16 protein-coding genes and 2 pseudogenes are annotated in these 23,901 nt (G+C 64.1%); 10 read left to right on the forward strand and 8 right to left on the reverse strand.

Annotated features, from left to right (window positions below; all coding sequences use genetic code 11):
* Positions 1-125 precede the first annotated feature (125 nt).
* The 5 genes and pseudogenes from DS837_RS30830 to DS837_RS30850 all read left to right on the forward strand — a co-directional run.
* A pseudogene (locus DS837_RS30830) lies at positions 126-353 on the forward strand (ATP-binding protein); the annotation flags it as partial.
* 21 nt (positions 354-374) lie between these two features.
* On the forward strand, positions 375-1,889 hold the full coding sequence (locus DS837_RS30835) for an IS1182 family transposase (RefSeq protein WP_149168239.1): 1,515 nt from the start codon (positions 375-377) through the stop codon (positions 1,887-1,889).
* A gap of 290 nt (positions 1,890-2,179) precedes the next feature.
* Positions 2,180-2,380 (forward strand): hypothetical protein, encoded by a 201-nt coding sequence (locus DS837_RS30840; protein ID WP_149168240.1) that lies wholly within the window; start codon positions 2,180-2,182, stop codon positions 2,378-2,380.
* Between the two features lie 106 nt (positions 2,381-2,486).
* Entirely contained in the window at positions 2,487-2,993 is a 507-nt protein-coding gene (locus tag DS837_RS30845; RefSeq protein ID WP_149168241.1) for a hypothetical protein, read from the forward strand.
* 91 nt (positions 2,994-3,084) lie between these two features.
* Positions 3,085-4,035: a hypothetical protein gene (locus tag DS837_RS30850; RefSeq protein WP_149168242.1), complete on the forward strand. Its 951-nt coding sequence runs from the start codon at positions 3,085-3,087 to the stop codon at positions 4,033-4,035.
* A 7-nt stretch (positions 4,036-4,042) separates the two neighbouring features.
* Here DS837_RS30850 and DS837_RS30855 read toward each other — a convergent pair whose 3' ends face one another.
* The 8 genes from DS837_RS30855 to DS837_RS30890 all read right to left on the reverse strand — a co-directional run bounded on the left by DS837_RS30855 (position 4,043) and on the right by DS837_RS30890 (position 17,991).
* The gene (locus tag DS837_RS30855; RefSeq protein WP_149168243.1) at positions 4,043-4,852 is read right to left on the reverse strand and encodes a hypothetical protein; all 810 of its coding nucleotides are present in this window, start codon (positions 4,850-4,852) and stop codon (positions 4,043-4,045) included.
* A gap of 224 nt (positions 4,853-5,076) precedes the next feature.
* On the reverse strand, positions 5,077-6,006 hold the full coding sequence (locus DS837_RS30860) for a replication initiator protein A (RefSeq protein WP_170296052.1): 930 nt from the start codon (positions 6,004-6,006) through the stop codon (positions 5,077-5,079).
* A gap of 2,015 nt (positions 6,007-8,021) precedes the next feature.
* Complete coding sequence (locus tag DS837_RS30865; protein WP_247890221.1) at positions 8,022-12,524, reverse strand: NACHT domain-containing protein; 4,503 nt, start codon at positions 12,522-12,524, stop codon at positions 8,022-8,024.
* Between the two features lie 228 nt (positions 12,525-12,752).
* A complete protein-coding gene (locus DS837_RS30870; RefSeq protein WP_170296053.1) occupies positions 12,753-14,021 on the reverse strand; it encodes an IS256 family transposase in 1,269 nt (422 codons plus the stop codon).
* A gap of 473 nt (positions 14,022-14,494) precedes the next feature.
* Complete coding sequence (locus DS837_RS30875; protein ID WP_149168246.1) at positions 14,495-15,484, reverse strand: transposase; 990 nt, start codon at positions 15,482-15,484, stop codon at positions 14,495-14,497.
* Positions 15,485-15,559: 75 nt separating this feature from the next.
* Positions 15,560-15,982, reverse strand: coding sequence for a hypothetical protein (locus DS837_RS30880; protein ID WP_149168247.1), 423 nt, complete (start codon positions 15,980-15,982; stop codon positions 15,560-15,562).
* A 738-nt stretch (positions 15,983-16,720) separates the two neighbouring features.
* Positions 16,721-17,455 (reverse strand): P-loop NTPase family protein, encoded by a 735-nt coding sequence (locus tag DS837_RS30885; RefSeq protein ID WP_149168248.1) that lies wholly within the window; start codon positions 17,453-17,455, stop codon positions 16,721-16,723.
* Positions 17,456-17,484: 29 nt separating this feature from the next.
* Positions 17,485-17,991, reverse strand: a complete 507-nt coding sequence (locus tag DS837_RS30890) for a hypothetical protein (protein ID WP_149168249.1) — start codon at positions 17,989-17,991, stop codon at positions 17,485-17,487.
* Positions 17,992-18,204: 213 nt separating this feature from the next.
* On the opposite strand from DS837_RS30890, the gene DS837_RS30895 reads away from it, so the two are divergent.
* The 5 genes and pseudogenes from DS837_RS30895 to istB all read left to right on the forward strand — a co-directional run.
* Positions 18,205-18,998 (forward strand): IS5 family transposase gene (locus DS837_RS30895; protein ID WP_149168250.1). Its coding sequence is split into 2 segments (ribosomal slippage): positions 18,205-18,550 and positions 18,550-18,998, totalling 795 coding nucleotides; the frame shifts between segments, so codons are not numbered across the junction.
* A gap of 258 nt (positions 18,999-19,256) precedes the next feature.
* Positions 19,257-19,523: a hypothetical protein gene (locus DS837_RS30900; RefSeq protein WP_149168251.1), complete on the forward strand. Its 267-nt coding sequence runs from the start codon at positions 19,257-19,259 to the stop codon at positions 19,521-19,523.
* Between the two features lie 413 nt (positions 19,524-19,936).
* Positions 19,937-21,379 carry a hypothetical protein gene (locus tag DS837_RS30905; protein WP_149168252.1) on the forward strand — a complete coding sequence of 481 codons (1,443 nt, stop codon included), beginning with the start codon at positions 19,937-19,939 and terminating at the stop codon, positions 21,377-21,379.
* A 235-nt stretch (positions 21,380-21,614) separates the two neighbouring features.
* On the forward strand, positions 21,615-23,129 hold the full coding sequence (istA, locus tag DS837_RS30915; RefSeq protein ID WP_149168254.1) for an IS21 family transposase: 1,515 nt from the start codon (positions 21,615-21,617) through the stop codon (positions 23,127-23,129).
* A 10-nt stretch (positions 23,130-23,139) separates the two neighbouring features.
* A pseudogene (istB, locus tag DS837_RS30920) lies at positions 23,140-23,781 on the forward strand (IS21-like element ISAzs2 family helper ATPase IstB); the annotation flags it as partial.
* Between the last annotated feature and the right edge of the window lie 120 nt (positions 23,782-23,901).

Here is a 23,901-nt window from a genome sequence, read left to right on the forward strand (position 1 = left end):
GAACCACACGCGGCTGTGGTCAGTGGGAGTGGCGCCTGAAAGAACGCTCAGCCACCGATGAAATGGCTCCGTCGAACGCCGTTGGAGGAAACCGACATGGAACAGAGCAGTTTGGATAACGATGTTCGCGCCGTTATGAACGCGGCTCGATGCTGGTGACCAGCAACCGTTCGGTCAGCGAATGGGGAACCGTGTTCGGCGATCCGGTGGTGGCCACCGCCATTCTCGACCGGCTGCTTCACCACAGCCACGTCATCACCATCCGCGGCGACAGCTACCGGCTGCGGGAGAAGCGGCGGGCCGGCCTGCTCAAGACGAATCCGGCCCCGGCGGTCACCGAGAACACGCTATGACGTTCGAGGGTCCAGTTCCTCGTGTCGTCCCCGGTCCAGTTCCTGAAGTCGTTTGACAGGCTGGCGCTGATCACCCTGCTTCAGTTCGCCGAGAGCCTGTCGGATCGCGACGCCGCCGATGCGGTGCGAGCCCGCCTGGATTGGAAGTACCTGCTGGCCCTGCCGCTTGATGACCCGGGCTTCGACAGCACTGTCCTCTGTGAGTTTCGGGCCAGGCTCGTGGACGGGCATGCGGAGCACGAGTTGCTGGACGCGGTGCTCGCCGTGGCCGTCGCCCGCCGCCTGGTTCGCCCGCTGGGCCGTCAACGCACCGACTCCACCCACGTTCTGGCCGCCGTCAAGATGCGCAGCCGTATCGACGCCGCTACCGAAGCGTTCCGGCAGGCATTGAACGTGCTCGCCGTCGCCGCGCCGGCTTGGCTGCTCGGCCAGACGCGGTCGCACTGGGCCGATCGCTACAGCGGGCATGGCGATTGGGGGCACGCCGCCAAAGCGCGGGCCGGTCGCGACGGGCATGTTCGGGAACTGGGCGAGGATGGCCATCACCTGTTGGCGGCGATTTGGGCGGACGAGGCTCCGGACTGGCTGCGCCGGCTGCCCGCGGTGGAAATCCTACGCCGCATCTGGGTCCAGCAGTTCTACTTGTGCGACGACGGCATCCGCTGGCGCGGTCCCGGTGAAGGCTATGCGCCGTCGTCACGCTTCATCAGCTCGCCGTACGATGCGGATGCCCGCTACGGGCGCAAGCGAACCACGACCTGGGTCGGCTACAAGGCTCACCTGACCGAGGCTTGCGACGAAGGACGGCCGCGGATCATCACCCATGTGCAGACCGAAACCGCGCCCACCGCCGATGGCGAGGTGACGACACCGGCCCACCGGGCTCTGGCCGCCAAAGGGCTGCTGCCCGCCCAGCACCTGGTGGACACCGGCTATCTCGACGCCGCTCTTCTGATCGAGGCCACACGGGACTTCGGCGTTGATCTGGTCGGGCCGACCCGCCCCGACCTGCAATGGCAGGCGCGCCGGGGAACGGGCTTTGCCGCAGCCGCCTTCCAGGTCGATTGGGACGCCCAGCATGTGACGTGTCCCAGAGGGGCCAAAAGCTCGGGTTGGACGGCGAGCACCGAGTTTGGCTGGGAAACGGTGAAAGTGAAGTTCTCCCAGGCTGACTGCAAGCCGTGTCCGAACCGCACGGACTGTGCCGGTCCGACGGCGTCGCGCCGGGTGATGACGCTGCGCGATCGACGAGAATTCGAAGCGCTTCAGGCCGCCCGCAAGCGCGAACGGACCCCGGAGTTCCGGGCCGTGCACGCGCTGCGGGCCGGAGTGGAGGCGACCCTGTCCCAGGGGGTGCGCAGCTTCGGCCTGCGCCGGGCTCGGTACGTCGGCCTTGCGAAGACCCGTCTCCAGCACGTCGCCATCGCCGCCGCCATGAACCTGGTCAGGATCGGCGACTGGCTGGCTGGCGTCCCGATCGCGCCAACCCGGCGGTCGCACTTCGGCCAACTCGTCGGGCTTGCAGGCGCCACCTGATTTCGCCAGCAGTGTCAAAAACGCGGAAGGACCAGTTCCTGAAGTCGTTTGACACTCCTCTCCGTTGCCAGACCTTTAACAGCCAAAACAGGAGAACATTACCAGAACTAGGACAGGAGTCCAAGACCTCCACATGGCCTACCCAACCGCTTTTCCAACCGCTCCTTAGTTTCGTCCCCCTATTTTCGTTCCCGGTTGCGCCTGGAGCGGCTGGCGCGCGAATGGACGGTTGAGCGGGATTTCAGACCCGGACGACGCGCGGATCCTCATCGCCCTGCTGAGTGCGAAAGGTGGGTGAGATCAACGCGGTGCTCGGCGAGGATCGCTCGCTCGACCCTGAGGCGCAGGCAATGATCGACGGCGCGGGGGACGCGTCGGACGTGCTGGCGGCCTTGGCCCTGGCGACCTACCGCGAGAAGGGCGGTGAGACGCCGACGGCCGGGAAATCGGAAAAACCGAAGAAGACCAAAGGGAAGAAAGCGGAAGCTTGAGATCAGTAGCCCAGCGGCGCCCTTGGCGCCGCTGGGCTACATGCCCCGTCTCCAACTCCAAAATCCGCGCGCACATGAGATCTCACCAACCAGGGAGATCCTCATCATGACCAGCGCCATCCGTGACACCGCCCTATATCGTGCGCTCGACCACCTCATCCGTCCCGCCGACGCCGTTCCTGACGCCGACGACTTGGTGGCGATGATCGATGCGCATTTGGCCGAGGTGCGGCTTTCGTCGGCGCGCTCAGCCGCAAAGTCCATCGAGGAGCAGCTCAAGGGTCTATCCATGGTCGAGCCGTCAGCGAAGGCAGGCTACGCGGATTTCTGGCAGCTGGCCCGCGAGCGTGCCGAGGCCGGTCAGAAGGACCCGTACCGGGTCGTCCCGAAGTCGTCGGACATGGAGATCGGCACCATCTGTCGGTTCGGCGTCGAGGATACTTCGGAGACCGCCGCCGCGGCCTGCCTCTACAGCCTCGGCTGGCTGTCGGCCCTGGGAGAATTTGAGGAACGTTTTGATGTCGATCCGCTCGCGTCGTTCGAAGAGGCCGACGAGGTCGTAGCCAAGGTCTGCGCCGCGTTCCCCGACCTGCCCGAAACCTATTTCGCCTGACCTGGAGCGTGACCGTCCCGGCCTGCTTTGCGCCGGGGCGGCAACAGACACAGTAGGATGTCGATTCAGAAGGATCGGCAGGGTAATCAGAATGAAAATCTCAAACCTCAAGAATCACATCGGTGAGACCGCCCTTGCCGCGCAAGCGCGCGACGACCTGAAGCAGATGGTTTTCGGTCAGGTCGCCACGTCGGCCCTGATGATGACCCTGGTCTCCACTCAGATGCAGGCCAAACAAGCCGAATACGACCGCATCGCCAGACCGTTGGACAGGCTCTTTCAGCGGGCCAATCAGGAGATCGCTTCCGGCCGGCGCCTGACGCCCGAGCAGGCAAAAATGCTGGCTCGTACGACGGCTACGGCGTATCTCGACGCTGCCGCCCTGCTCCACGAGCGGAACCTGAAGTCCTGGGACGAGAGCGGTGACGCCTCCCAGTTCGCCGCTCTGATGCGCGCGTTGAGGGAGCAGGTCGAACGCCATCAAGGTTCGTCGCGAGAGCTGTGCGCCGTCGTTCAGCGCTGCCGCATTTTTGCCCGTTTGGCCGCCACCACGCCCCCGACTGTGACGGCTCTCCTGGGGCAGGCAAAGGGCAGCCTTGAGGAGGCGATCCGTGCAGCCAAGGCGGAAAAGGATCGCCACACCCGCACCGCCGCGGCGCATCCGTCGGCCGAGTACGCGCAGCTGCACCGCGCCTTTGCCGAGGTCGCGGCCGACAGCGCACGGCGGCTGGAGGAAGCGCGCGGCACGGTCGCCCAGCGCCTGGGCGCCGCTGGGTTGGACGCGGCCGAGGCCGGCGTGAAGCGCATGTCGGCGACGGTTGGCGAAGTCGTTACCAGCATCGCGCGGCTGGGGAGCTGGGGCGGCAAGAAGGTGGCGGTCGTTCCTGCCCCGGCCATGCACGCCAAGCCGGTGGAGAGCTGGATCGAGCGTCGGGCGGCTGAGCTGGCGGTGGCGCAGCGAAACACGCTCCGCCAAGCCCTGGCAACCCGCGACAAGCTGGCGGCCGGGTTGGCGCGGGGAATGGTGGCGCAGGCTGCGTGACCGTTCCTCATGGACAGCCGAATAGCCTGATCACCTTCCCGGTTTCCGGATCCAACCCATCATCGGTCAGCCATGGGGGCGTTTCCTGTGGCTGGCGGGTGTCCGAGGTAGGCTGCTGAGCCATTCGGGAACGGGCGTTTGTTGTCCAGGGTTTTCCCGCAGGCATCGCATGAGCCTTCTTTTCCGCCTTTGCCTCTCGGATGGTCTGGCAGCGGCGCAGCATCCTCTCCGTATAAGTAGATTCTCTTGTCTTTACGTCGCTCAGATTTGAGCGGTCTGTGGATAACTCCGGAGCGGGTTTCTGGCGGCTGGTAATGTTCTCGTAGAAGGGTTGCACCAGTTTGGTCAGCTCGACGTAGATACCGACCGGCACACCACCCTCGCGGATGATGTCGGTGGTCACGTAGGCGTCGCCTGGGATTCCGCCGGGAAGATCGCCCCGCAACTCGCGCAGCCAACGCTTGATGGTCGCCGGCGATTTTTCGACGGCGTCACACAGGGCTGCGTTGGTCGTGGCCACGAACCCGCGCTCGCCGCACATAGCGCGTAGGATCACGAGGAGGCGGACGGCGCCACTGCTGATGCGGCTGTCCCGGGCGACAGTAGTCGCCATGGCGCGGGCGTACTGGCGCTTCCTGACCGGCCGGTCTCGGAAGACCCGGCGAGGAGTGGGCGTGGCCACCCAATGCTGGCGGCGTTCCTGGACGCGCTGCCAATCCTGGTCGGCATCCTCCCAGCTGATGCTGCCGGCGCTGATGGCGGCGTAGTAAGCCGGCGTGCCGAATTTCGGCCGTGGTGTCGCGGTGGCGGACAACATGACAGATCTCTCCCGTGGCGCCAGAGGGCGCGGCGTCGGTCAGGCGTGGGAGATCGCTGCAGGCAAGCCACCGGTATTATCGGGAATTAAAAAATCCCGATTTCCCTTGGCCGTCGAGTCGAACTGAGCTAGGATCTGAATGCCACTTCGGATCTAGCGCGCAGTCCAAGACGGCCGCAGCGATCTGTGCAAAAAGCCCGTCCTCGTGGCGGGCTTTTTGTTGACTACGACATCGGAGCCTCCAGCGTGAAAAGGTCGGGTTGCCGGGGCGTGGCGCCTTCCAGCACAACGTCACGCGGCGTAAACTCGATCACAACACCGTTCACTGGCGGACGCCCGCGGCCTTTGCGGGGCGAGATGTTCTTGTCGGTGAACCGGAACCGGTATTGCGGGAGGACATCGGCCTCCGCAATGGCCCGCAATTCATCTGCGAACTTCCTGGGCAGCATGGAACAGCCAACTTGCTTGTGTAGGCTTCCCAAGTCGATCTCCCAAAGTCGTTCACCTTGGCAATTCACATGCGCCAAGTCATACAGGCGCCGAGCGATAGGGGTGAGGCCGAAATACTCCGGAACCAGCTCAAGTTGGTTAGCGTCGCCCAGCATGGACTCATAGAGCCACTTGCAAAGAACAACTCGGATGAACCGCAGGCGAGGCTTGCCTTCTTCGTCATCGACGAACTCCAGCATGGTCCCGTCGGAAAGCCAGGAGAAGTAGCCTTTGATCGTGGTACGGCCAGACTTGATGTTGGTCTTGACCATCGTGCCCTTGAGCCGATCCACCATCTCTTCGATGCGGTCGTAGCCTCGGCCCGAACGATCCCTGCCGGCGATCCGAATGAAGTCGTTAGCGGTGAATATAAAGGTGCGTTCTTCCTCACTTGATCCTGCCTTAGCCGGATCAATCTCGCCGTTCTTGATCTTCTGGGCCATGAGGCTGCCGACGTACAGCAGCAGGTCGCGATCATAAATGGTCGCCAACCCCTGACCTTCGAGGGCCTTCATCTCGATCTTGATGGCACCATCCTGGTAGGTGAGTTCGCGGCGCTTGGCTTTGCGATCAAGCTCGAAAAACGGATTCGCGAGGAAGTGGCTGACCGACTTGACAGCCTTGGTGAGGGGGCTGTCGAAATAGGGCAGCAAAGAGGTCTGCATGGGCATACCCTCCTTCGCCTGTTCCTTTCGTGCCCTCGCCATCATACCGCCTCCACTCAACCATCAGACGCAGTTTCGGATTGAAGCGGGCCCAGAGTCCAGAGGGTCGATGCGTGCCTTGGGGGACAAAAACCCGTCGAACTTCAAAATCTTGTAGGCTGCCGCCCGATGAATGGCCAAGCTCGCCCGCCGTGGTTGATCGTGTTGTTGGCCTGATCTAGTGCGTCTGCGTGCTTTGGGGGACAGAAATAGGGTTCCATAGGATCAAGCAAGCCACCTGGGGTTCGCTGCGTCACCCGATTCCATGACGATTCTATCTTCCGATCTGGATGATTGTGCTTTGGGGGACAAAAAACGAAGCGCGATCTGGGACGACGCCAGGTGTGGTGCTTATCGGGGCGGCCAATTGTGCTTTGGGGGACAAAAAGACCTCATGGCAGGGATCGACATGTCCAGGAATCGGCATCCTGCGGGCAGTTGGCCCGCGGCTGAACATCCGATGGGACGCGATTGTGCTTTGGGGGACGGAATTAAAAAATTCAGGAAATTCCGAGACCTCCGCACTTACCCCACCAGCCCAACCGCCCGCAGCAGCACGCCCGGCCCGATCCCAAGGTAGCCCAACACCACCGCGGCGGCGGCCACCAGGATCGCCATACTGACCAGGGATCGCAGGACCTTCAGCGCCACGGTGACCACCAGCAGGCCGGCGACAGCCAGGACGATGGGATTGCTTCCGTAATGGGCCGTTGGACGTCAAGCCCCCGAATGGATCACGTCGCCGGTTTCATGCTTCCGTCCGTGGTCGGCACGCGGCCGCCACCCCATGCGATCAGAAAGGAACCCGCGAGCCGATCCACTCCGTGTCCGTCAGGTCCGTCGGATACCGCTGTGACCGCCGGTCCGGCCCCGCCTGCTTCGCTCGATGAGCCTTCGTCCACATTGCCTGTCTCCCGCTTCCACACGGAAAACAGGCAAACCCTCATTCCCAAACGGGCTCTTAGGAACTTCCGCAACGATGACGATGCCCGGCCCACAGGTGCGCACCAGTTCGGTGTAGGCGGCGCTCACCAACGGACAGTAGGGGCCCGTCTCGTCGAAATCGTGCCAGTGTAATGGGCGGTGTGGTCAGGGCGAGACGCGGCTCGCGTCTCGCCCTGACCTTCAGATCCTTGAAGAGGAGGCGGAATTCAAACGCCAGCACAATTATACCAAGACCATGGCGGGACTGGATGCTGCCCGCGTCCGCGTCCGCCACAGCGCCGGCAGGCCTCGCTGACCGTCGAGGACACGGAGACCGCCATGGAACTTCTGAGGAACCTGAACAGGACCGTTGAGGACGTTTCCAGGCGGTTGGTGTGCTCAGACTCGACGCTCTATCGCCGCCTACCTCGCGGCGGCTGTCGTGCGATCGAGATAAACCCGATACTCGTGCGATCTGATGGTCCCGAGAACCAGTGTCGATCTGATCGTAATAGCTAGAACCTCGCGGTTCAGGGGCGCCAGTTGCGCCGGCGCAACTCGATTTTGGTTGTGAAGCACAGCGTGAAAATCAACCTTTTTTCAGTTGCGCCGGCGCAACTTGCGCCCATTGCCCAACACTTCCATCAGCGAAAAAGGCTGCGAACAGCCGCCTTTGGCCCGGAGCGGACCAACTCAGCTGTGCACCGGGCACGACCGCCAAAACGTTGATCCGCCAGCGGACTGGCGCAGCATGGCTCAATATTCCTGCATCCTAAACGGGCCCAGCAGCACCCCGTCAGCCGCTCGGAGCCCCCAATTGCTGCAGGTGATGGCAGCGATCTAGCTGTCCATGACCGGCACCATACATTGAGGGGCACAAAATTCAGCGTTACACGCGCTGTCGCTTTTGCTCGGCTGAGCGGGAAGTACCGACCAATGAATGAACGGGCGAGATGACGCGCCAACGAACGCCTCCCGTACAGCACCGTGCGACGGCACTGGTCGGAGAGGGACCGGCTTAACCGCGTCCTTCCGATCCTGAACCAACGACCTTACCGCCATGGCCACTGAATATGGGAGGTGATCTTGGTGCCGAACAGAGTCTCCCTTCCCTTCTTGTCCCGCTTCTCGATCGTCGTCTTCAAGTCTTGAAAGCACAGATTCCAATGGAGCCGCCAAGGTTCGGGAAGATCGTCCCATGCTTCACGAAGCCGCTCAGGTGCCCAAGCGTAGGCACGGCGGTCGGCACAACGCAGGAACAGCAGATGCCGCCCAAACGCCCGGTCGCGGTCACGCTCTTCCAAGAACTCATCCAGCCAACGACGTGCTTGAATGTTCCGGCGGTACTGTCTGTCGGCCAGCGCATGGACATCGGCCAGCCAGCCGGGGGCCGGAGGGTTGGCGAGCCCTGCCCGCCACAAATGATCCGCGGCATCAGAAGCGTCGAGCAGACCAGCAAGCCACAGCCCGCGCGCTATCTGCCCTGCGGAGGACCCGCTCAAATCGCGCTCTATACGGCGAATCAACCAGCCCTGCTGGCCACTATCGATGATTGCCGTGGCAATCAGACTCAACTCGTAATCGTCGTATGTGTGGTCACAGACATAATGACGCAGTTCATCGATAGGTTCGGCTTCGGGGACCTCGAAGGGCAGGAGTGAAATGGAGTCGCTCCTCACTAGACCACGTTCATGGTGCTGCCGCAGTTTGGTCCAAAGGGCGGCACCATCAACCGGCCGGTGGCGAAGCAGCGCCCGACAGATGTCGATGTACGGAAAATCCTCAATCAATCCTGTGGCGGGCGTCCGCCGGGCTCCAGACACCAGAGGCTGTACCCACTCGACAACCCGTGCACCTCGGCGCTCCACCAGCCGGTCGATAATCCGATTGAGATTGAAGTATTGCTGAAAAATCGCTGTCGATGTCTGCTGTTCTGAGAGGTGGTCGTTGATGCGCTGTCCGATGAAGTCAGCGAAGACGTCGAGATCCTGTTCCGTCGCATCTTCGCGAAGGGCGAGGAATCCCCATGCCTGAGGATCGATCCGCAGGCGAATATCTGCAGCGGGAATCCGGCCGGCCGCGTTCGTCAACGCGAATGAGCCATATATCACCTCATTGCGATCCATGGCTTGCGTGCAGCGCCACGACGTGTCGGCCAAAGCAGCGGCCAATTCCGCATCGTTGGAATTGCACACCACCTTAAGGGCGAGCTGGCGAACCCGACTGTCGGCGTGGTTAAACAGAGCAAGCAGAGGTGGATATCCGGGCGGCATCGCGTCGAGCCGGACGTGACAGAGATACCAGAGCCAGCCGCACAACCGCGGCACCGGCGCATCAGGTTGCAATTGCTCGGCAACGCGGGCGAAGTCGTCGGCGTTCGGCACGGCCAGGATGCAATGGTGCCTACTCTCGAAGTCTGGCCCGTTCGGCTGCTGCAGGAACACGCCAATCTGCTCGGCCGCGGTGCGCCCGATCAACGTTGCCAGCATCAGGGACGTCTCTGCCGACCTGCCGCGCTTGTCCTCTTCGGTAGAGTGCAGCGCAGCTTTGATCGCCGAACACTCGTCAACTCCGAGCAGCAGCAGGTGGGCGGGAAGCTGAAACGCAAGCTGGTCCAGGGCTTCCTTGGTGCGCGATGCCGCACCCGCGAACAAACGGCGGTATAGGTCGCCTAGGGATTCCGGAGCCCAGCGCGCCAACGCGGCTTCCGCCGACTCTACGGCAATGTCCTCGCTTGTGTTGCTCATCACCAACCAGAGGCGTCCCGCATCCGTGGTGTCGGCTAAGCTCCGCAAACGTGCCGCGTCTGCATCGGACAGCTGATAATCGGGATGGATAGCATAATCACTCAGGTCACTGGCGGCCTCCAAAGGCGCCTTCTCGCCGGGAGGCCTCGTGCGGGCGGCTTCAAAGTCCCACTGCAGGAGGCTGCCAGCACCATCCACCGTCACCGTGCTCGGCCGTACCCAGGACGGTGTCTCCTCTCGCTTCAGTGATTCCACTTGCCGAGCAGCATCAGGTGTAGCGAGCGCTTCCAGCAGCAGGCGCGCAGCCTCCAAAGCTACCGAGGGTTTTAGCTCCAGCAGCCGTTCCGCTTCCCTTCGAACGCCCTCACGCATAGCTTGGCCTTGATCCGCGAGGTCATTATCGTGGTAGGGCAACCGCAGAATCCAGGCGACTTGGTCCGCTTGGGCTCCCTCTCCCATGATCGCTCGACTGACCGCCCAGGCTGTAAGTGCTGGAACGATTTGCGCGCGTGGCAGGTAGGAAAGGATGCCGAGCACCCGGCAGGCCAACCAGAAGACGTCTCCGTCGATACAGTCGCGGATTGGAATGGGCGGGACGAGCGATCCGGCGACTTCATCCCATGAGGCACGACGCTCCCGCGTCCGGGCGCAGCGGTCGGCAACGCCCTCGGCCTCCGGGCGGTACCCGAGGACCATGCCTCTTCGTGGATCGTCCCAATGGGTTCCCAGCCACTGGGAACACCACGCGACGATTCGTTCTCCGAGAGCCGGCCAGCGATCTGCTGCTTTGGCAAACCCTTTGATTAGCACCTCGTCCCGCTGGTGGTCTGATCGTCTGCGCAGCCATGTCTCCTCCGCCAGAGCGAAGAAAACGCTGCAGTCCTGAGGCAGCAACCTCCAGAACGTCTCAAAGTCGCCGCTTCGAAAATTCTGCCGGTGAAACCATGCGTCCAGCAGCGTTTGACGGAGCGATGCCGAACAACCGGAATCTACGAGCGCGACGGTCACTGCAGCGCGCAGCAGATCCACAGCCAGATCTTGTTCCCGCAGTGGCTCCAGGAAGGCGGCGAGTTCATCGCCTCTTGCCGCTTCCGGCAATTCGCGCAACTGCTCAACCAGCGCCATGCCGAGTGCGTAGGGCATGAGGTTTTTGTTCAGGCGGAATCGGTTGGCCTTTCCAGGGACGGACCGCATCCAGCGGCCGTCGATAATCTCGCTAACCGTCATCCGAAGGGAATCTGAGCCGTGGCCACCCTCGGCACCCAGTTCGGCGGTCAGTTCGGCACGAGTCACGGACAGGCCAGCATCGGCATCGTCACCCAACTGGGCGCGCAGCCGCTGCCCCAGGCCCGCAACGAACTCCTGAAAGGCCGAGTCGCTGACGGGCAGCTGGCTGCCGCGACGAGACACACGGTCTTTCCAATCCTCATACACGAGGCGTTCGCGCGTGATGTCGCCACTTTCGGCCAGTACCCGGCGATGGCGGATGGCCAGATCACACAGCCGCGGCACCTTTAGCAATGGGATCAAACCCTCGGCGAAATCGCTGCGGGATAGATTGTGCAGCCTGAGCAGCGCGTCCAATTCCGCGTCGTCGAAGGGCTCGATCCTATGGATCTCGGGGGGCGGTTCAGCGCCGGCAAGTCCGTGCAGGGACTGGGTCCAGTGGTCAGGGCGACACGTGAGGACCACCGCCGCCTGTCCGCGCCAAGGCGGTGGGGTCAATTGCGCCAGGATGTTGGCCCAGTTGCGGAAAGACCAATGCTCGTTCAACCCGTCAAACACGAGCAGGAACCTGGGTGTCGGCATCGGAGATTTCAGCCAGAGGGTTACTCGGCGGCGCCAGAATTCCTCGTTGCGCAGGCCCGTTCGTTGGGCAAGCAGACGCGCGACCAGACCATGTACGTCCGTGTCGGTCACGTCTCGGGCCGGAACAACCAGGGTCAGCGGTAATTCGGCACCATCGGCGCCGGCCCGTTCGTGCCACCACGCCAGCGGAGCCCAAGACTTGCCAACCCCTTCTTCGCCCAGGAGGACAAGCGGGGCTGGGCGTTTCGCCCACCATCCGTCCATTACGTTCATCAGCCGCGGCCGGGGGACACGGCGAACCTCCGTGTCGAGCAGGTTGACCAGCCCATGGAGGCGCGCCATCGCGTCGTTGCGGCTGGCGAACGCTTGGCGCAGCCAATCGGCCATGCCCCGCCGGGCGGCGCTCCACCCCATGTCCGGCCGGGTCAGCCGATTTTGGAGAGCATCGCTGGCCTCTTGGAAGCCGGGATGCGCGCGCAGCTGTTTTAAACACGCCTCCGTCGCAGCAGCCTCCGACGGGTCGGTAATGCGACTGAGCAAGACCTCCGGCACCAGGGCGCACAGCACGCCCAGGGGAGGCAGGATGGTGGCCGACTTCGGCCAGTCAATGGCGACGACGCCAATCCCCAGCGCCTCACCTTGGCGAACAAGTTCATCTTGGTCGTCACGACTGATTTCTCGGGTCGCTCCGAAAATCAGAAGGTCGAGGTCCGGCCGCCGCCCAACCGCATCCACCAGCTTCGCTTTGAGTTGGTCAAGTCCGAGCGCGGTCTTCTGCCCATAGCGCTTTGCCTCGACCGCAACGGACGGGTTGGCATCCAGCGGATCCGTTCCCGTGTCGATACCACCTTGCGGCCCGGGCTTCACAAGGTTGAGGCGCCGGCCAATGACCTTGGCGACTGCGTCACGCAGCAGCCCCTCGAAGCCTGCTTCGGAAGTTGCTCCGAGATTAACCAAAGACTTCAAGAGAACTGGAAACGGGTTGATTGATTTGGGCATGGATGCGGCGGCAATGCGAGTAGGAGCCATAGATAGAACCGGGCGGCGCCAAGACGGAGCTTCTTAGAAGCTGACGATAGGCCCCTCGGTTCGGAACCGCTGTCTCCGTACAGGAAATTGCGGAACCTGACCCGAACCTAGAACCTGTCCATGGCGCTTGCAAGCGGTGGATGCTGGCTTTTCTGCTTACACCACCAGAGCTATGCGGGAAACTGGGTGACGGTCTGGTCAGGCGGCGTTCTGTGACGCGGCGTCGGTGACCTCGATGCCGTTGCGGAATGTGACGCCCTGGATGACCTTGGGCAACAGGTTTTCGCCCTGCAGCCGGCGCCAGGTTTTCGCGGCAGCGGTGACCAGCTTGAACACCATCAGCTTGGCGGTGTCCTGGGAGAGCGCTCCCTTGGTGCGGACGGCTCGGTGTCGGACGGTGGCGAACACGCTCTCGATGGGATTGCTAGTCCGGATGTGATCCCAGTGTTCGGCCGGGAAATCGTAAAAGGCGAGCAGCGCGGCACGGTCCTTGCCCAGGCACTCCACCGCCTTGGCGTACTTGAGCGCATACTTCTTCACGAACGTCGCCATAGCGGTTTCCGCGGCGGCGCGGTCCGGCGCCATCCAGATCTCACGCAGGTCCTGCTTCATCGCTGGCTGCACCGCCTTGGTCACCTTGTTCAGGACGTTCGCGGTTTTATGCACCCAGCAGCGTTGCTGCCGGGTGGTGAAGAAGATCTCCTCCAGCGCCTTCCAGAAGCCGAGCGCCCCATCGGCGACCGCAAGTTCGGGGGCGATGGTGAGGCCGCGGGCCTGGATGTCCACCAGCAGCTCGCGCCAGCTCTGCGCGCTCTCGCGCACGCCGACCTGGAAGCCGACCAGTTCCTTGCGGCCCTCCGGGGTGGCCCCGATGATCACCAGCATGCATTCGGCCACCGGCTCCATGCGGGCCTGCAGGTAGACGCCATCGGCCCAGACGTAGACGTAGCGCCGCGCCGACAGGTCGCGTCGTTGCCACCGCGCGTAGTCGGCCGCCCACTCCTCCTTCAGCCGACCGATCACCGAGGGCGACAGGTTCGGGGCGTCCTTGCCCAGCAGGGCGCTCAGCGCCTCCTGGAAGTCGCCGGTGGAGACGCCGCGCAGGTAGAGCACCGGCAGCAGGGCGTCCAGGCTCTTGGTCCGCCGCGCCCAGCGGGGCAGGATCGCTGAGGTGAAGCGGACCCGCTCGCCAGCCTCGGCGCCACCACGGTCGCGCACCTTGGCGCGGCGGACCGGCACTGGCCCAATGCCGGTCTGGATTATCCGTTCGGGACCATGGCCGTGCCGCACAACCCGCTCGCGGCCGTCCGGCAACGTGACGTCCTTCATGGCGGCCAGGAAGCTTTCCACCTCCGCCTCGATCGCCTGCTCCAGCAGCCGGCGGGCACCAGCGCGTAAGATGGCCGTCAGCGGGTCGTCGATCTCCTCCGGCTGACGCAGCCGGACAACCTTGCTATTCTCATCCATGGCGTATCGCTCCCTCGTGGAGGTTCTGGCAGGTTTCGTCACCCACCTCGATACGCCGCCCTCTTCAGACCGTCATCACCCAGATTCCCGCATAGCTCTACACCACCACGTTACGATAGCGCATGGATGCCAAATGACTGGTCATAGCGAAAAGCAGACGATCAGGTCCGTCCACCTGCTGTCGGAAGAGACGCACGCCCCTGTGATGACCCAAACACCGTTGACCGCCAGATGGACGACATGTGTTTGACGCGTCCGACGAACACCGCGCTCCGGCACATGACTCGGGTTCCAGTTGCGCCGGCGGCAACTGGATTCTGGTTGAATAATCATTAGAGTATTGCAACCGTTTCTCAGTTGCGCCGGCGCAACTTTTCCCAAGGTCTCATTTCCTGGTCAACCTGGCTCATTGTGCATCACCGCACTTCGCAAGGTCCGGCCGGGAGCTATGCGGGAAATTGGGTGACGGGGGGTCAGGCGGCGTTCTGTGACGCAGTGTCGGTGACCTCGATGCCGTCGCGGAATGTGACGCCGCGGATCATCTTGGGCAACTGGTTTTCGCCCTGGAGGCGGCGCCAAGTTTTCGCGGCGGCGGAGACCAGCTTGAACACCATCAGCTTGGCGGTGTCCTGCGAGAGCGCTCCCTTGGTGCGGAAGGTTCGGTGGCGGACGGTGGCGAACACGCTCTCGATGGGATTGCTGGTCCGGATGTGATCCCAGTGTTCGGCCGGGAAATCGTAAAAGGCGAGCAGCGCGGCGCGGTCCTTGGTCAGGCACTCCACCGCCTTGGCGTACTTGAGCGCGTACTTCCTCACGAACGTCGCCATGGCCGTTTCCGCGGCGGCGCGGTCCGGGGCCATCCAGATCTCCGGCAAGTCCTGCTTCATCGCCGGCTGCACCGTTTTGGCCACCTTGTTCAGGACGTTGGCGGTTTTATGCACCCAGCGCCGGGCCGACAGGTCGCGCTTTTGCCAGCGTGCGTAGGCGGTCGCCCACTCCTCCTTGAGCCGGCCGATCACTGAGGGCGACAGGTTCGGGGCGTCCCGGCCGAGCAGCGCGCTCAACGCGTCCTGGAAGTCGCCGGTGGAGACGCCGCGCAGGTAGAGCACCGGCAGCAGGGCGTCCAGGCTCTTGGTCCGCCGCGCCCAGCGGGGCAGGATCGCCGAGGTGAAGCGGACCCGCTCGCCAGCCTTGGCGCCGCCACGGTCGCGCACCTTGGCGCGGCGGACCGCCACCGGGCCGATGCCGGTCTGGATCGTTCGTTCGGGACCATGGCCGTGCCGCACGACCCGCTCGCGGCCGTCCGGCAACGTGACCTCCTTCAGGGAGGCCAGGAAGCTTTCCACCTCCGCCTCGATCGCCTGCTCCAGCAGCCGGCGGGCACCAGCGCGTAAGATGGCGGTCAGCGGGTCGTCGATCTCCTCCGGCTGACGCAGCCGGACAACCTTGCTATTCTCATCCATGGCGTATCGCTCCCTCGTGGAGGTTCTGGCAGGTTTCGTCGCCCACCTCGATACGCCGCCCTCGTCAGACCGTCATCACCCAGATTCCCGCATAGCTCCGGACAGGAAGTTGACGGACAGGCCCGCGTAGCGGCTCAGGTCCTCGCCGGTGGCGATGACAATCCCCTCCTCGGCGAACTTCTTGAGTTGGGTTTTCGTGGCGAAGCGATTGTTGACCATGGCGTCATTGACGACCGCGACTGGCACCTCGGGAAACTCTTCCCTCAGGGCTGCCGCGAGTGCCTCGGCGGCGGTGGTCTTCCCGCTCAGCACATAGCCGAAGATACCGATGGTGCCACGCCAGCCATGCTGCTCCAGCGCCTTCGTACCACTCGCGAGCATGGCCACGGGCTCACGGAGGAATTCACCCGCCCAGCGGCGCTTGGCCACAATCGCTTCGGCGTGGTCGATGGCCTTGTTGAGCAGGCGGTCATGGATGTCGGTTGTGGTGATGCTCATGGAAATCCTCTTTTTCGGAAGTTGTGTCTGGACATCACCTGCGCACGCAGCGTCCCGCCCAGCCGCACCGAAAAATAATTGTTCGAACAGAGAGGGAGCCGGCGGTCGAACCGCCGGCCCCCTCTCTGTTTGACGCGCGACGCTCTCAAGCGTCGGCCTTCATGATCCCCAGCTTCCTGTTCAGCTTCCCCGCCTTGCCCTTGAGAATGATCCTCCATGCTCGGGCCTCGCGCCGCCTGATCGGCCTTGTGTGCCCCTTGTGTGCCGCTTCCTCGGCCTCCTTGTCGCACTCCAGCAGGATGCGCCCCTGGCTGGTCCACCTCGTAGCCGGCAAACGCGTGCGTGATGCCCTCGCGTGCCGCCTTGATCAGGGTCTCGCCGGCGACCTCGGCCGCCCAGCGGCTGGCCTCGCGAACGCCGATGCCGTGGCTGTCTGCCACTTTTCCATGGCGCGCATCAGGAACTCGTTCAGGCCGTCGCCATTGGGGACATCAGGCGTTCACGTTCCGGCTGAGCCTGCCGCTGTGCCCACAGCATCCCGACCGTCATCCCAAGATTGGCGTCGGGCATCTTCGGCTTCAGCCCCTTGTTTTCCTGCCGGAAAGGAGGGGGCGCGGCAATCGACCGAAATTCAGTGCGCCTGTGGTAGTCCGCGCGACCGCGATGCAACGGGTGCTTGCCGTTGATAACCTGCAGCGGCAGGCCGTAATAGGAGAATCGCCGTCAGGCCGGAGTACCTCACTCATCTTCTCCAACCGGATGCAGATGGCGCGCCGTGCGGGTTGGCTCAGGCCAGTTCAGCTCCAAGCCGAGCAGGTCCGCGGCCTCCTTTGCGAGCGCCGTGGTGGGACGCACGATGGTGCCGTAGGCGAGCTTGTCCTTCATCGGAACTGAGTAGTTGCTCAGATCCCTGAGCATTTCCCGATTGGGCAGGCGGGTCGCCATCGTGAGGATCTCGGCGGCCTCGAAGAAGTCCCGGAAACCCAGCTCGGACTCGACTTTCAGCCGACGCTTTTCGTCCGTCGGCCAGGCGTTCAGCAGGAAGCGCACCGGCACGCCCTCGCGCACGACCGGTGCGACGGTGTCCAGGGTCAGGCGAGCGCGCAAATAGCTGTCGTCCGTCGGCATCACGGGAATGACGACCAAGTCGGAGCGTGATGCCAGTTCGACGTCGAACTCGGACCGGTTGGCCCCGCCGTCTACGATGAGGATCAGGTTGTCGAGGCGGTTCTCGGCCTGGGCCTTAGCCAGAACGCGAGACAGCATGTCCTTGCCGCGCACGGCGATGTAGGGGCGCTTTTCCTGCTTGATCAGCCTTTCTTCAGCGTCGCTGGCCACATCGGTGTGGTACAGCACGTTCAGGTTCGGCTGGCCGTCCGGACGCAGAGCGCGCGATAGGCCGAACGCGATGGCGTGGCAGGTGACCCCTTTTCCGGCGCCGCCCTTCCTCTGGCTGACAAACACGGTCTTCATGTTTTTGCCCCCTTGGCTTGAGTGTTTCCTCAGGCCGCGAGCAGTCCGAACTCCCTTGCCCTGCGCTTGACCTCGGTTTCGAGGATCTCGCGGACGAGCTGCGATGGTTTCAGGACAATGGCCTCGCGATCCACACCGAGCATCTGCGCACGCCGTTCGACTTCGCGTGCGGTGACCAGCTCGACGAGTTCGACGAAGGTCGCCTTAACCCGAGCTTGCAACAGCACGTCCTTTTTGTCGGCGGGGTTCATCTTGGGACGGCCCTTGGACCGTTCGTCGGGGAACACAGACGCCGCTTCGACCTGCTTCGACGCCTTCTTGGCGGACGCGCCCTTCTTGTGGGCTGGCACATCCGCCACAGCCTGCTCGGCCGGGCTCACCACCTTGGCCGCCAGTTCTTTCAGAGCAGCCGTGGCCGGGGCGAACGCACGATCGCCCTCGCAGGGTGTGCTCGAAGGATCAACCAGGAGATCATCCCACGTCGTTTTTGCCGCCGCCGAGGTCCGATCCATCGCGCTTTTGTCAGTCTTGGCCATCGCAGTTACCCAAAGAAAATACATTCCCGCCACAGCATATTCGCACAGGAGCATGTAACCCGTATTATCGCGTCGTACAAAAAATGACGCTGACCGACGTTGCCTGTCAAAAAGTCGGAGTGATGGATGGCCGGCGAGACATCGTGAATGAAGGTTCTTGGGTTCGGATGTTAGGGGCTGTTAGCGCTTGAGGTCCGTGCCCATTTGGTTGGGATGGCAGTTGAGTACGGAAGCGAGGTTCTGACGGACGCGGAATGGAAGATTCTGCATCCGCTGATCGAAGCGTGCCGCCCGCGCGGCAAGACGCCACCCCAGCACCTGCGCCGCACGGTTACGGCGATCCTCTGGCGGCACACGAACGGAGCCAAGTGGCGCGCCATCCCGCCGGACTTGGGGCCGTGGTGGATGGCCGCGCAGACCTTCATCCGCTGGGCACGACTGGGCGTGTGGGAGCGCTTGCTCGATCTGGCCCAGCAGCGCGGCGTCGCGCTCGGCATGACGTTCCTGGATGGCACCACGATCCGGGCGCACCCCAAGGCCGCGGGTGCGTCCAAAAAAGGGGATCTGGAGCACGGCGAGACGTGCGTGAGGGCCTTGGCCGGTCTCGTGGCGGCTATGGCACGAAGGCCTGCGTGATAGCCGACGGCGGCGGACGCGCTCTGGGCTTTACCCTGGCACCCGGGCAAGCCCACGAACTGCCGCTCGCTCCGGATCTGCTGGACATCCTCCCCGACGTGCCCGCGTGGATCGTGGCCGACCGCGGGTATGCGTCCGATGCCTTCCGGCAGCACGTGTGGGACCTCGGCGCCCGTCCCGCCGTCCCAGCCAAAAGCAACGAGGCGCCGGTCGCCTGTCCAGCCTGGATCTACAACAATCGCAACATCGTCGAGCGCCTGTGGGCCCGGCTGAAAGAATGGCGCGCTATCGCCACCCGCCATGAGAAGACCGCCGTCTCCTTCATGGGAGTGCTTTGCTTGGCCGCCGCTCTCGACTGGCTCAAGTCCTAACAGGCCCTAGGCCGCCGTACGGATGGTAGCCGATCCCAAAATGCGGGAGCCAAGAATATCGGCGGTGTTCGGAAAAAGACTCCCAGAACCCATCCGTTCGGATCCCCACAGTCCTTTTCCTGATGGAGCCTCGGCGGACCAGCAAGGTCGTAGGGCAGGTCGGCGGGTTGCTGGAACAGGAATCCGGCGCGGTGCGCAGATGTACTTGGCAGGTTTCTAACGCACTCAACTAACCCACGCCACAACACCAACTGGGGAATGATGATGAAAAAACTCCGCGCCATCACCGGCGATATGTTCATCGGCGAAGATGGCGACACCCTCGCCACCCATGTGAGCCGTATCAATTGGCTCGCAGCAAACATGGACTCGAAGAAGAGGGGAGAGGCGGAAGCCGCTTGGGAAGCTGCCGAGGAGGCCCTCCACCGCCTCGACAAGGAATACGAGGATTCGGAGGAAGACTCCCCGAACGCGGAAGAGACGCGGACTTGGGCCGAGTGCGCCGGGACGTGGAGAACGCGTTGAACGCGCTCAACGACATCCTCGCCTGAAGCCACTACGGCCAACGCGGTCATCAACTGGAATGAGTGATTCTGGGCGGGCGACCGCGCTGCCCCGGGAAAGCCAAGGTCGAACGTCTAACACATCGACTTCCATAACCAAAACCATTGGAGAAATGACATGTGCGTAGTCGTCACCGACAACGTGCGAGAAATCCTGACCGCCGCTGGCCGCACGGTTCCCAAGGCGGAATTCGCCAAGGTCCGTTCGCTCTAAGCCAGCGCTAGACTTTTACTATGTGCTGTCGCTCTCACTCACAATACTTCGTTTATTGTATTACGTATTTTAACGTTTACGAGTTACACTATCACCATGACAACAAAGACAGGCCGGATCACGATGATCTTCGGCCGAGCAAGGGAACATGGAGGACTTGGATGGCGCACGATCCGCTCTGGCACTTGACCCTCGAAACGGGCCATGGGTCCCTGATTAGGCCCGAGACGAAGAGTTCGTTGCCCAAGATTTTGCGCGCGCTGAAACCGCTAGCCGACCGCGGCAGCGTCGAACACGGCGACTGGACGTTCGCGGCGGTCCCGGTGCCGGGAGGCTTCAGGTTCGACGCGGGAGTGCGCGGCTGGAACGGGCCTCTCGTCACCGGCTACGTCGCCACCAAGGGCGGTGGTGAGGCGGTGTGGCGTCAGATGGCTGCTGACCGCCGATCGCTCGGCTTCCCGGACGTCGCCTGCCCGCGTCCGACGGTGGAACCGTGGTTGTCGGCAATGTTCCGCGCCAACACGCTGGAGTCGATGTTGCTGACCGATCCGGTGGCGCAGGACCGGTTTCACGAGGCTTTGCGCGCCGTGGCTGTGTGGGAGCAAGGCGTCGCGTGGGCGCTACTGCAATACGGGCGGGCTCTGGCCACCGACGCGCCGCTGGCAACGCCTCTAGCGGCGGAAGCCCTGGACAGCGACCCCACGCACAAGGTGATGCGCGAGACGGCAGCTCGCGATGTGCGCCGAGCCGTCGAGGTGGGGGCAAACGGCACCGCCGATCTGCAGCGCCGCGAAGCTCCGAAGCTGTCGGGAACGTTCGCCTCCGCTGTCGTCGCCGAGGGCACTCGCAAAGGCGCGTCCGACGCGGCGCGCGTCGTCGCAAGCGTGATCCGGTCCTGCGCCCGCCTGTCTCTGGACGCGCTCCTCATCGACCAGGCCGACGCGCTCAAAATCGACTGGAATATCTTGTGCGGCGGATGGGGCCAGCTGCTGAGACTGCCGCATGACCCGGTGTGGCTGGAGGCCAAGCCGATCGAATGCGCGTTTGCTCAAGAGGCAGGTCCGCAGTTCGTCGCCGAGCGCACCGGCTACCTGGTCTGCTCCGAGTCCGAAGGCTTCTCGATCACTTACGCCTTTTGCTACGATGGCACGACCATTGTGATGCCCGGCCGCATCCTGGTGAGTCCCGAAGGTGTCACCGTCGAGGCGCCCGACAGGCGGTCCGGCGAGTTGCTGACTCCGATGGCCGACAGCATCGCCGAGCGTGTGATCCAGGTGTTCCTTCTCCTGAACGCCCGGAACGCACCCGTCGAGGTCGGTGACGCCGAGGACGTGAGCAAGCTCAACCGGAAGCGGGCGCAAATGGGTCGCCCGCCTGTGCTGTCCACCGCGCCCGTTCGGTGGGACCTGAGCCGCATCGAGCGCCGCGCCAAGCGGCAGGGTGAGGCGTTCGGCCCCGAGCAGCGGCGACAAGCCGTGGCCGCGCTGGTCCGCGGCCACGTTAAGGTGCGCAAGACCGGCGCGTTCTGGTGGTCCCCCTATGTGCGGTCCGGGATAGGCCCCGACCCCAGGGAGACCGGACGCGATTACGTCGTCCGACCGTAGCTGCAATGCACTGGCGATTCCGCGCGCTCGCCCGCGGTCAGACAAGGCCCCGAAACGCCGAGTGCATATTTCGGTGGAAAGCACCCAGCGGGAACGGCGGAAAGCGCCCGGGCAGAACGGTGAAAGCGCCCACCCGTTTCGGTGAATTCGCCCACCCGTAGGGGTGGTGTCGGGGTCCGAACCAGCCTTTGGCATCCCCATGATCTTTCCACGGCACAGGCCAAGGAGGATCGGGATGCCCCGAGCGAGGTCGGACATGCGGCGGATCAGAGAAGTCCTTCGTCTGCGGGATGAGTTCGGCGCCAGCCAACGGCAGATTGCCGATGCCTGCCGGCTGCCGCGCAGCACCGTGCGCGATTACCTGGATCGGCTACGGGCCTCCGGGCTGCGGTACGCGGATGTGCTGGGCTGGACGGACGTCGAGTTGGAGGAGCGGCTGTTCCCGCCTCCGGTCACGTCGGCGCGCCCGGTGCCCGACTGGCGGCACATCAGCCGTGAACTCAGCCGCCGTGGCGTAACGCTGCGGCTGCTGTGGGAGGAATACCTGGAGGTCCATCCCGGCGGCTATCGCTACACCCAATTCGTCCAGCATTTCCGGGCATGGCAGGGTGCCCATGCCGAGCCGCGTCTGCGCCGGGAGCATCGGCCGGGGACGGCGATCGAGGTCGATTATGCCGGGATGACGCTGAGCGTCGGGCTCGGCGCCGAGGCGCGGCAGGCCCAGGTGTTTGTCGCCTGCCTGCCGTATTCGGGCTACGTCTATGCCGAGGCGACCTGGACCCAGCAGGCGGAGGAGTGGCTGGCCTCGCACGTCCGGCTGTTCGACCATCTGGGCGGCGTGCCAGGCAAGCTGGTGCCCGACAATCTCAAGGTCGGCGTCAGCCACGCTTCCTTCTACGATCCGGCGATCAACCCGACTTATCACGATCTCGCCCGGCACTACCGCACCGCCGTCCTGCCGGCCCGGGTCCGGCGCCCACGCGATAAGCCCAGCGCCGAGAACGGTGTGCAGCAGGTCGAGCGGCGGGTGCTGGCCCCGTTGCGCGATACGCCCTTCGCCACGTTGGACGCTGCCAACGCAGCCTTGCGCGACAAGCTGGTCGCCCTCAACGCCGCTCCCTTGAGCCGCAGGCCACAGGACACGCGCGCCGGCCTGTTCGCCGCCGAGGAGAAGCCGACCCTGCGCCCCTTGCCGCCGGAACGCTTCGTGCCCGGCACCTGGGCTCGCCACAAGGTGCCGCCCGACTATCATCTCGCCCTCGACGGTGGCGTCTACTCGGTGCCCCACACGCTGGTCGGCAAGACGGTAGACGTGCACAGCACTGCCGGCGTGATCAGCGTCTTCCTGCGCGGCAAGCGGATGGCCTGCCATGTCCGGCGGCAGGATGGCGCCACCGTGACGCTGGACGCCCATCGCCCCGCCAACCACCGGGCCGTCGCCCGCTTCACCCCCGACGCCATCCAGGCCGACTTGGCCGCCATCGGCCCGGCCGCCGCGGTGCTGTTCGCGCGCATCTTGGCGGGCGCCGATCATCCCGAACAGGCGGTGCGGGCCGGGATTGGCCTGATCCGCCTGGCGGCCACCCATGGCACCGACCGGCTGGAGCAAGCCTGCCAGGCGGCCCTGGAGGCCAACGTCGGATCCTACCGCTACGTCCAGCGCTGGTTGGCGGCGCCCCCCGCCACGTCGGCGGATCCGGCCGGTGCCGGCGAGCACGCCAATCTGCGCGGCCCTTCCTACTATCACTGACGGAGACACGATGATGAAGCACGTCAACCACGAGCGGTTGCGCCAGTTGCGTCTGTACGGGATGGCCAAGGGGCTGGAGGCGTTGGAGCGCTTGCCCGACCGCGGCCAACTGGCCTTCGACGAGCAGTTGGGCACCTTGATCGAACGCGAGGCGGCGGAGCGGGCCAACACCGCGCTCGCCAGCCGGCTGAAACGCGCCCGGCTGCGCCAGACTGCCTGTCTGGAGGATCTCGACCTGCGCACTCCGCGTGGACTCGATCGCGGTATTGTGCGCGAGCTGGCCATCGGGCGTTGGGTGAAAGAGAACCGGCCGGTTCTGATCACCGGCCCGACCGGGATCGGCAAGACCTGGCTGGCCTGTGCACTCGGCAACCAGGCGGCGCGGGAAGGCCACAGCGTCCTCTACACCCGGCTGACCCGCCTGCTGGACGATCTGGCCACCGCCCGCCTGGACGGTTCGCTCGCCCGGCTGCTGCGACGGATCGCCCGGCTCGACCTGCTGATCCTGGATGACTGGGCGATGACCGAGTTGACCGCGGCTCAGCGCCTGGACCTGATGGAGGTGATCGACGACCGCCACGACCGGGCCGCAACCATGCTGGCCACCCAAGTTCCCGTGGCCAACTGGCATCGGCTCATCGGGGACCCAACCGTTTCATGATGCCTTCCTCCTGGACGGACTGGTGTGTCGGACCAGGGCGCGCAACTCGGGAATGCGCTCGTCGTCGAGCGCAATTTGCCAAGGCTGCCCTTTGGTGAGCTGGCGTCCGGA

Origin of the sequence: Azospirillum brasilense (assembly GCF_008365405.1) — a bacterium.
GTDB lineage: Bacteria > Pseudomonadota > Alphaproteobacteria > Azospirillales > Azospirillaceae > Azospirillum > Azospirillum brasilense_D.

Coding starts and splice junctions, on each gene's coding strand:
- DS837_RS30845 (WP_149168241.1), top strand. CDS start 2,487: ATGACCAGCGCCATCCGTGACACCGCCCTATATCGTGCGCTCGACCAC.
- DS837_RS30850 (WP_149168242.1), top strand. CDS start 3,085: ATGAAAATCTCAAACCTCAAGAATCACATCGGTGAGACCGCCCTTGCC.
- DS837_RS30855 (WP_149168243.1), bottom strand. CDS start 4,852: ATGTTGTCCGCCACCGCGACACCACGGCCGAAATTCGGCACGCCGGCT.
- DS837_RS30860 (WP_170296052.1), bottom strand. CDS start 6,006: ATGCAGACCTCTTTGCTGCCCTATTTCGACAGCCCCCTCACCAAGGCT.
- DS837_RS30865 (WP_247890221.1), bottom strand. CDS start 12,524: ATGCCCAAATCAATCAACCCGTTTCCAGTTCTCTTGAAGTCTTTGGTT.
- DS837_RS30870 (WP_170296053.1), bottom strand. CDS start 14,021: ATGGATGAGAATAGCAAGGTTGTCCGGCTGCGTCAGCCGGAGGAGATC.
- DS837_RS30875 (WP_149168246.1), bottom strand. CDS start 15,484: ATGGATGAGAATAGCAAGGTTGTCCGGCTGCGTCAGCCGGAGGAGATC.
- DS837_RS30880 (WP_149168247.1), bottom strand. CDS start 15,982: ATGAGCATCACCACAACCGACATCCATGACCGCCTGCTCAACAAGGCC.
- DS837_RS30885 (WP_149168248.1), bottom strand. CDS start 17,455: ATGAAGACCGTGTTTGTCAGCCAGAGGAAGGGCGGCGCCGGAAAAGGG.
- DS837_RS30890 (WP_149168249.1), bottom strand. CDS start 17,991: ATGGCCAAGACTGACAAAAGCGCGATGGATCGGACCTCGGCGGCGGCA.
- DS837_RS30900 (WP_149168251.1), top strand. CDS start 19,257: ATGATGATGAAAAAACTCCGCGCCATCACCGGCGATATGTTCATCGGC.
- DS837_RS30905 (WP_149168252.1), top strand. CDS start 19,937: ATGGCGCACGATCCGCTCTGGCACTTGACCCTCGAAACGGGCCATGGG.
- istA (WP_149168254.1), top strand. CDS start 21,615: ATGCCCCGAGCGAGGTCGGACATGCGGCGGATCAGAGAAGTCCTTCGT.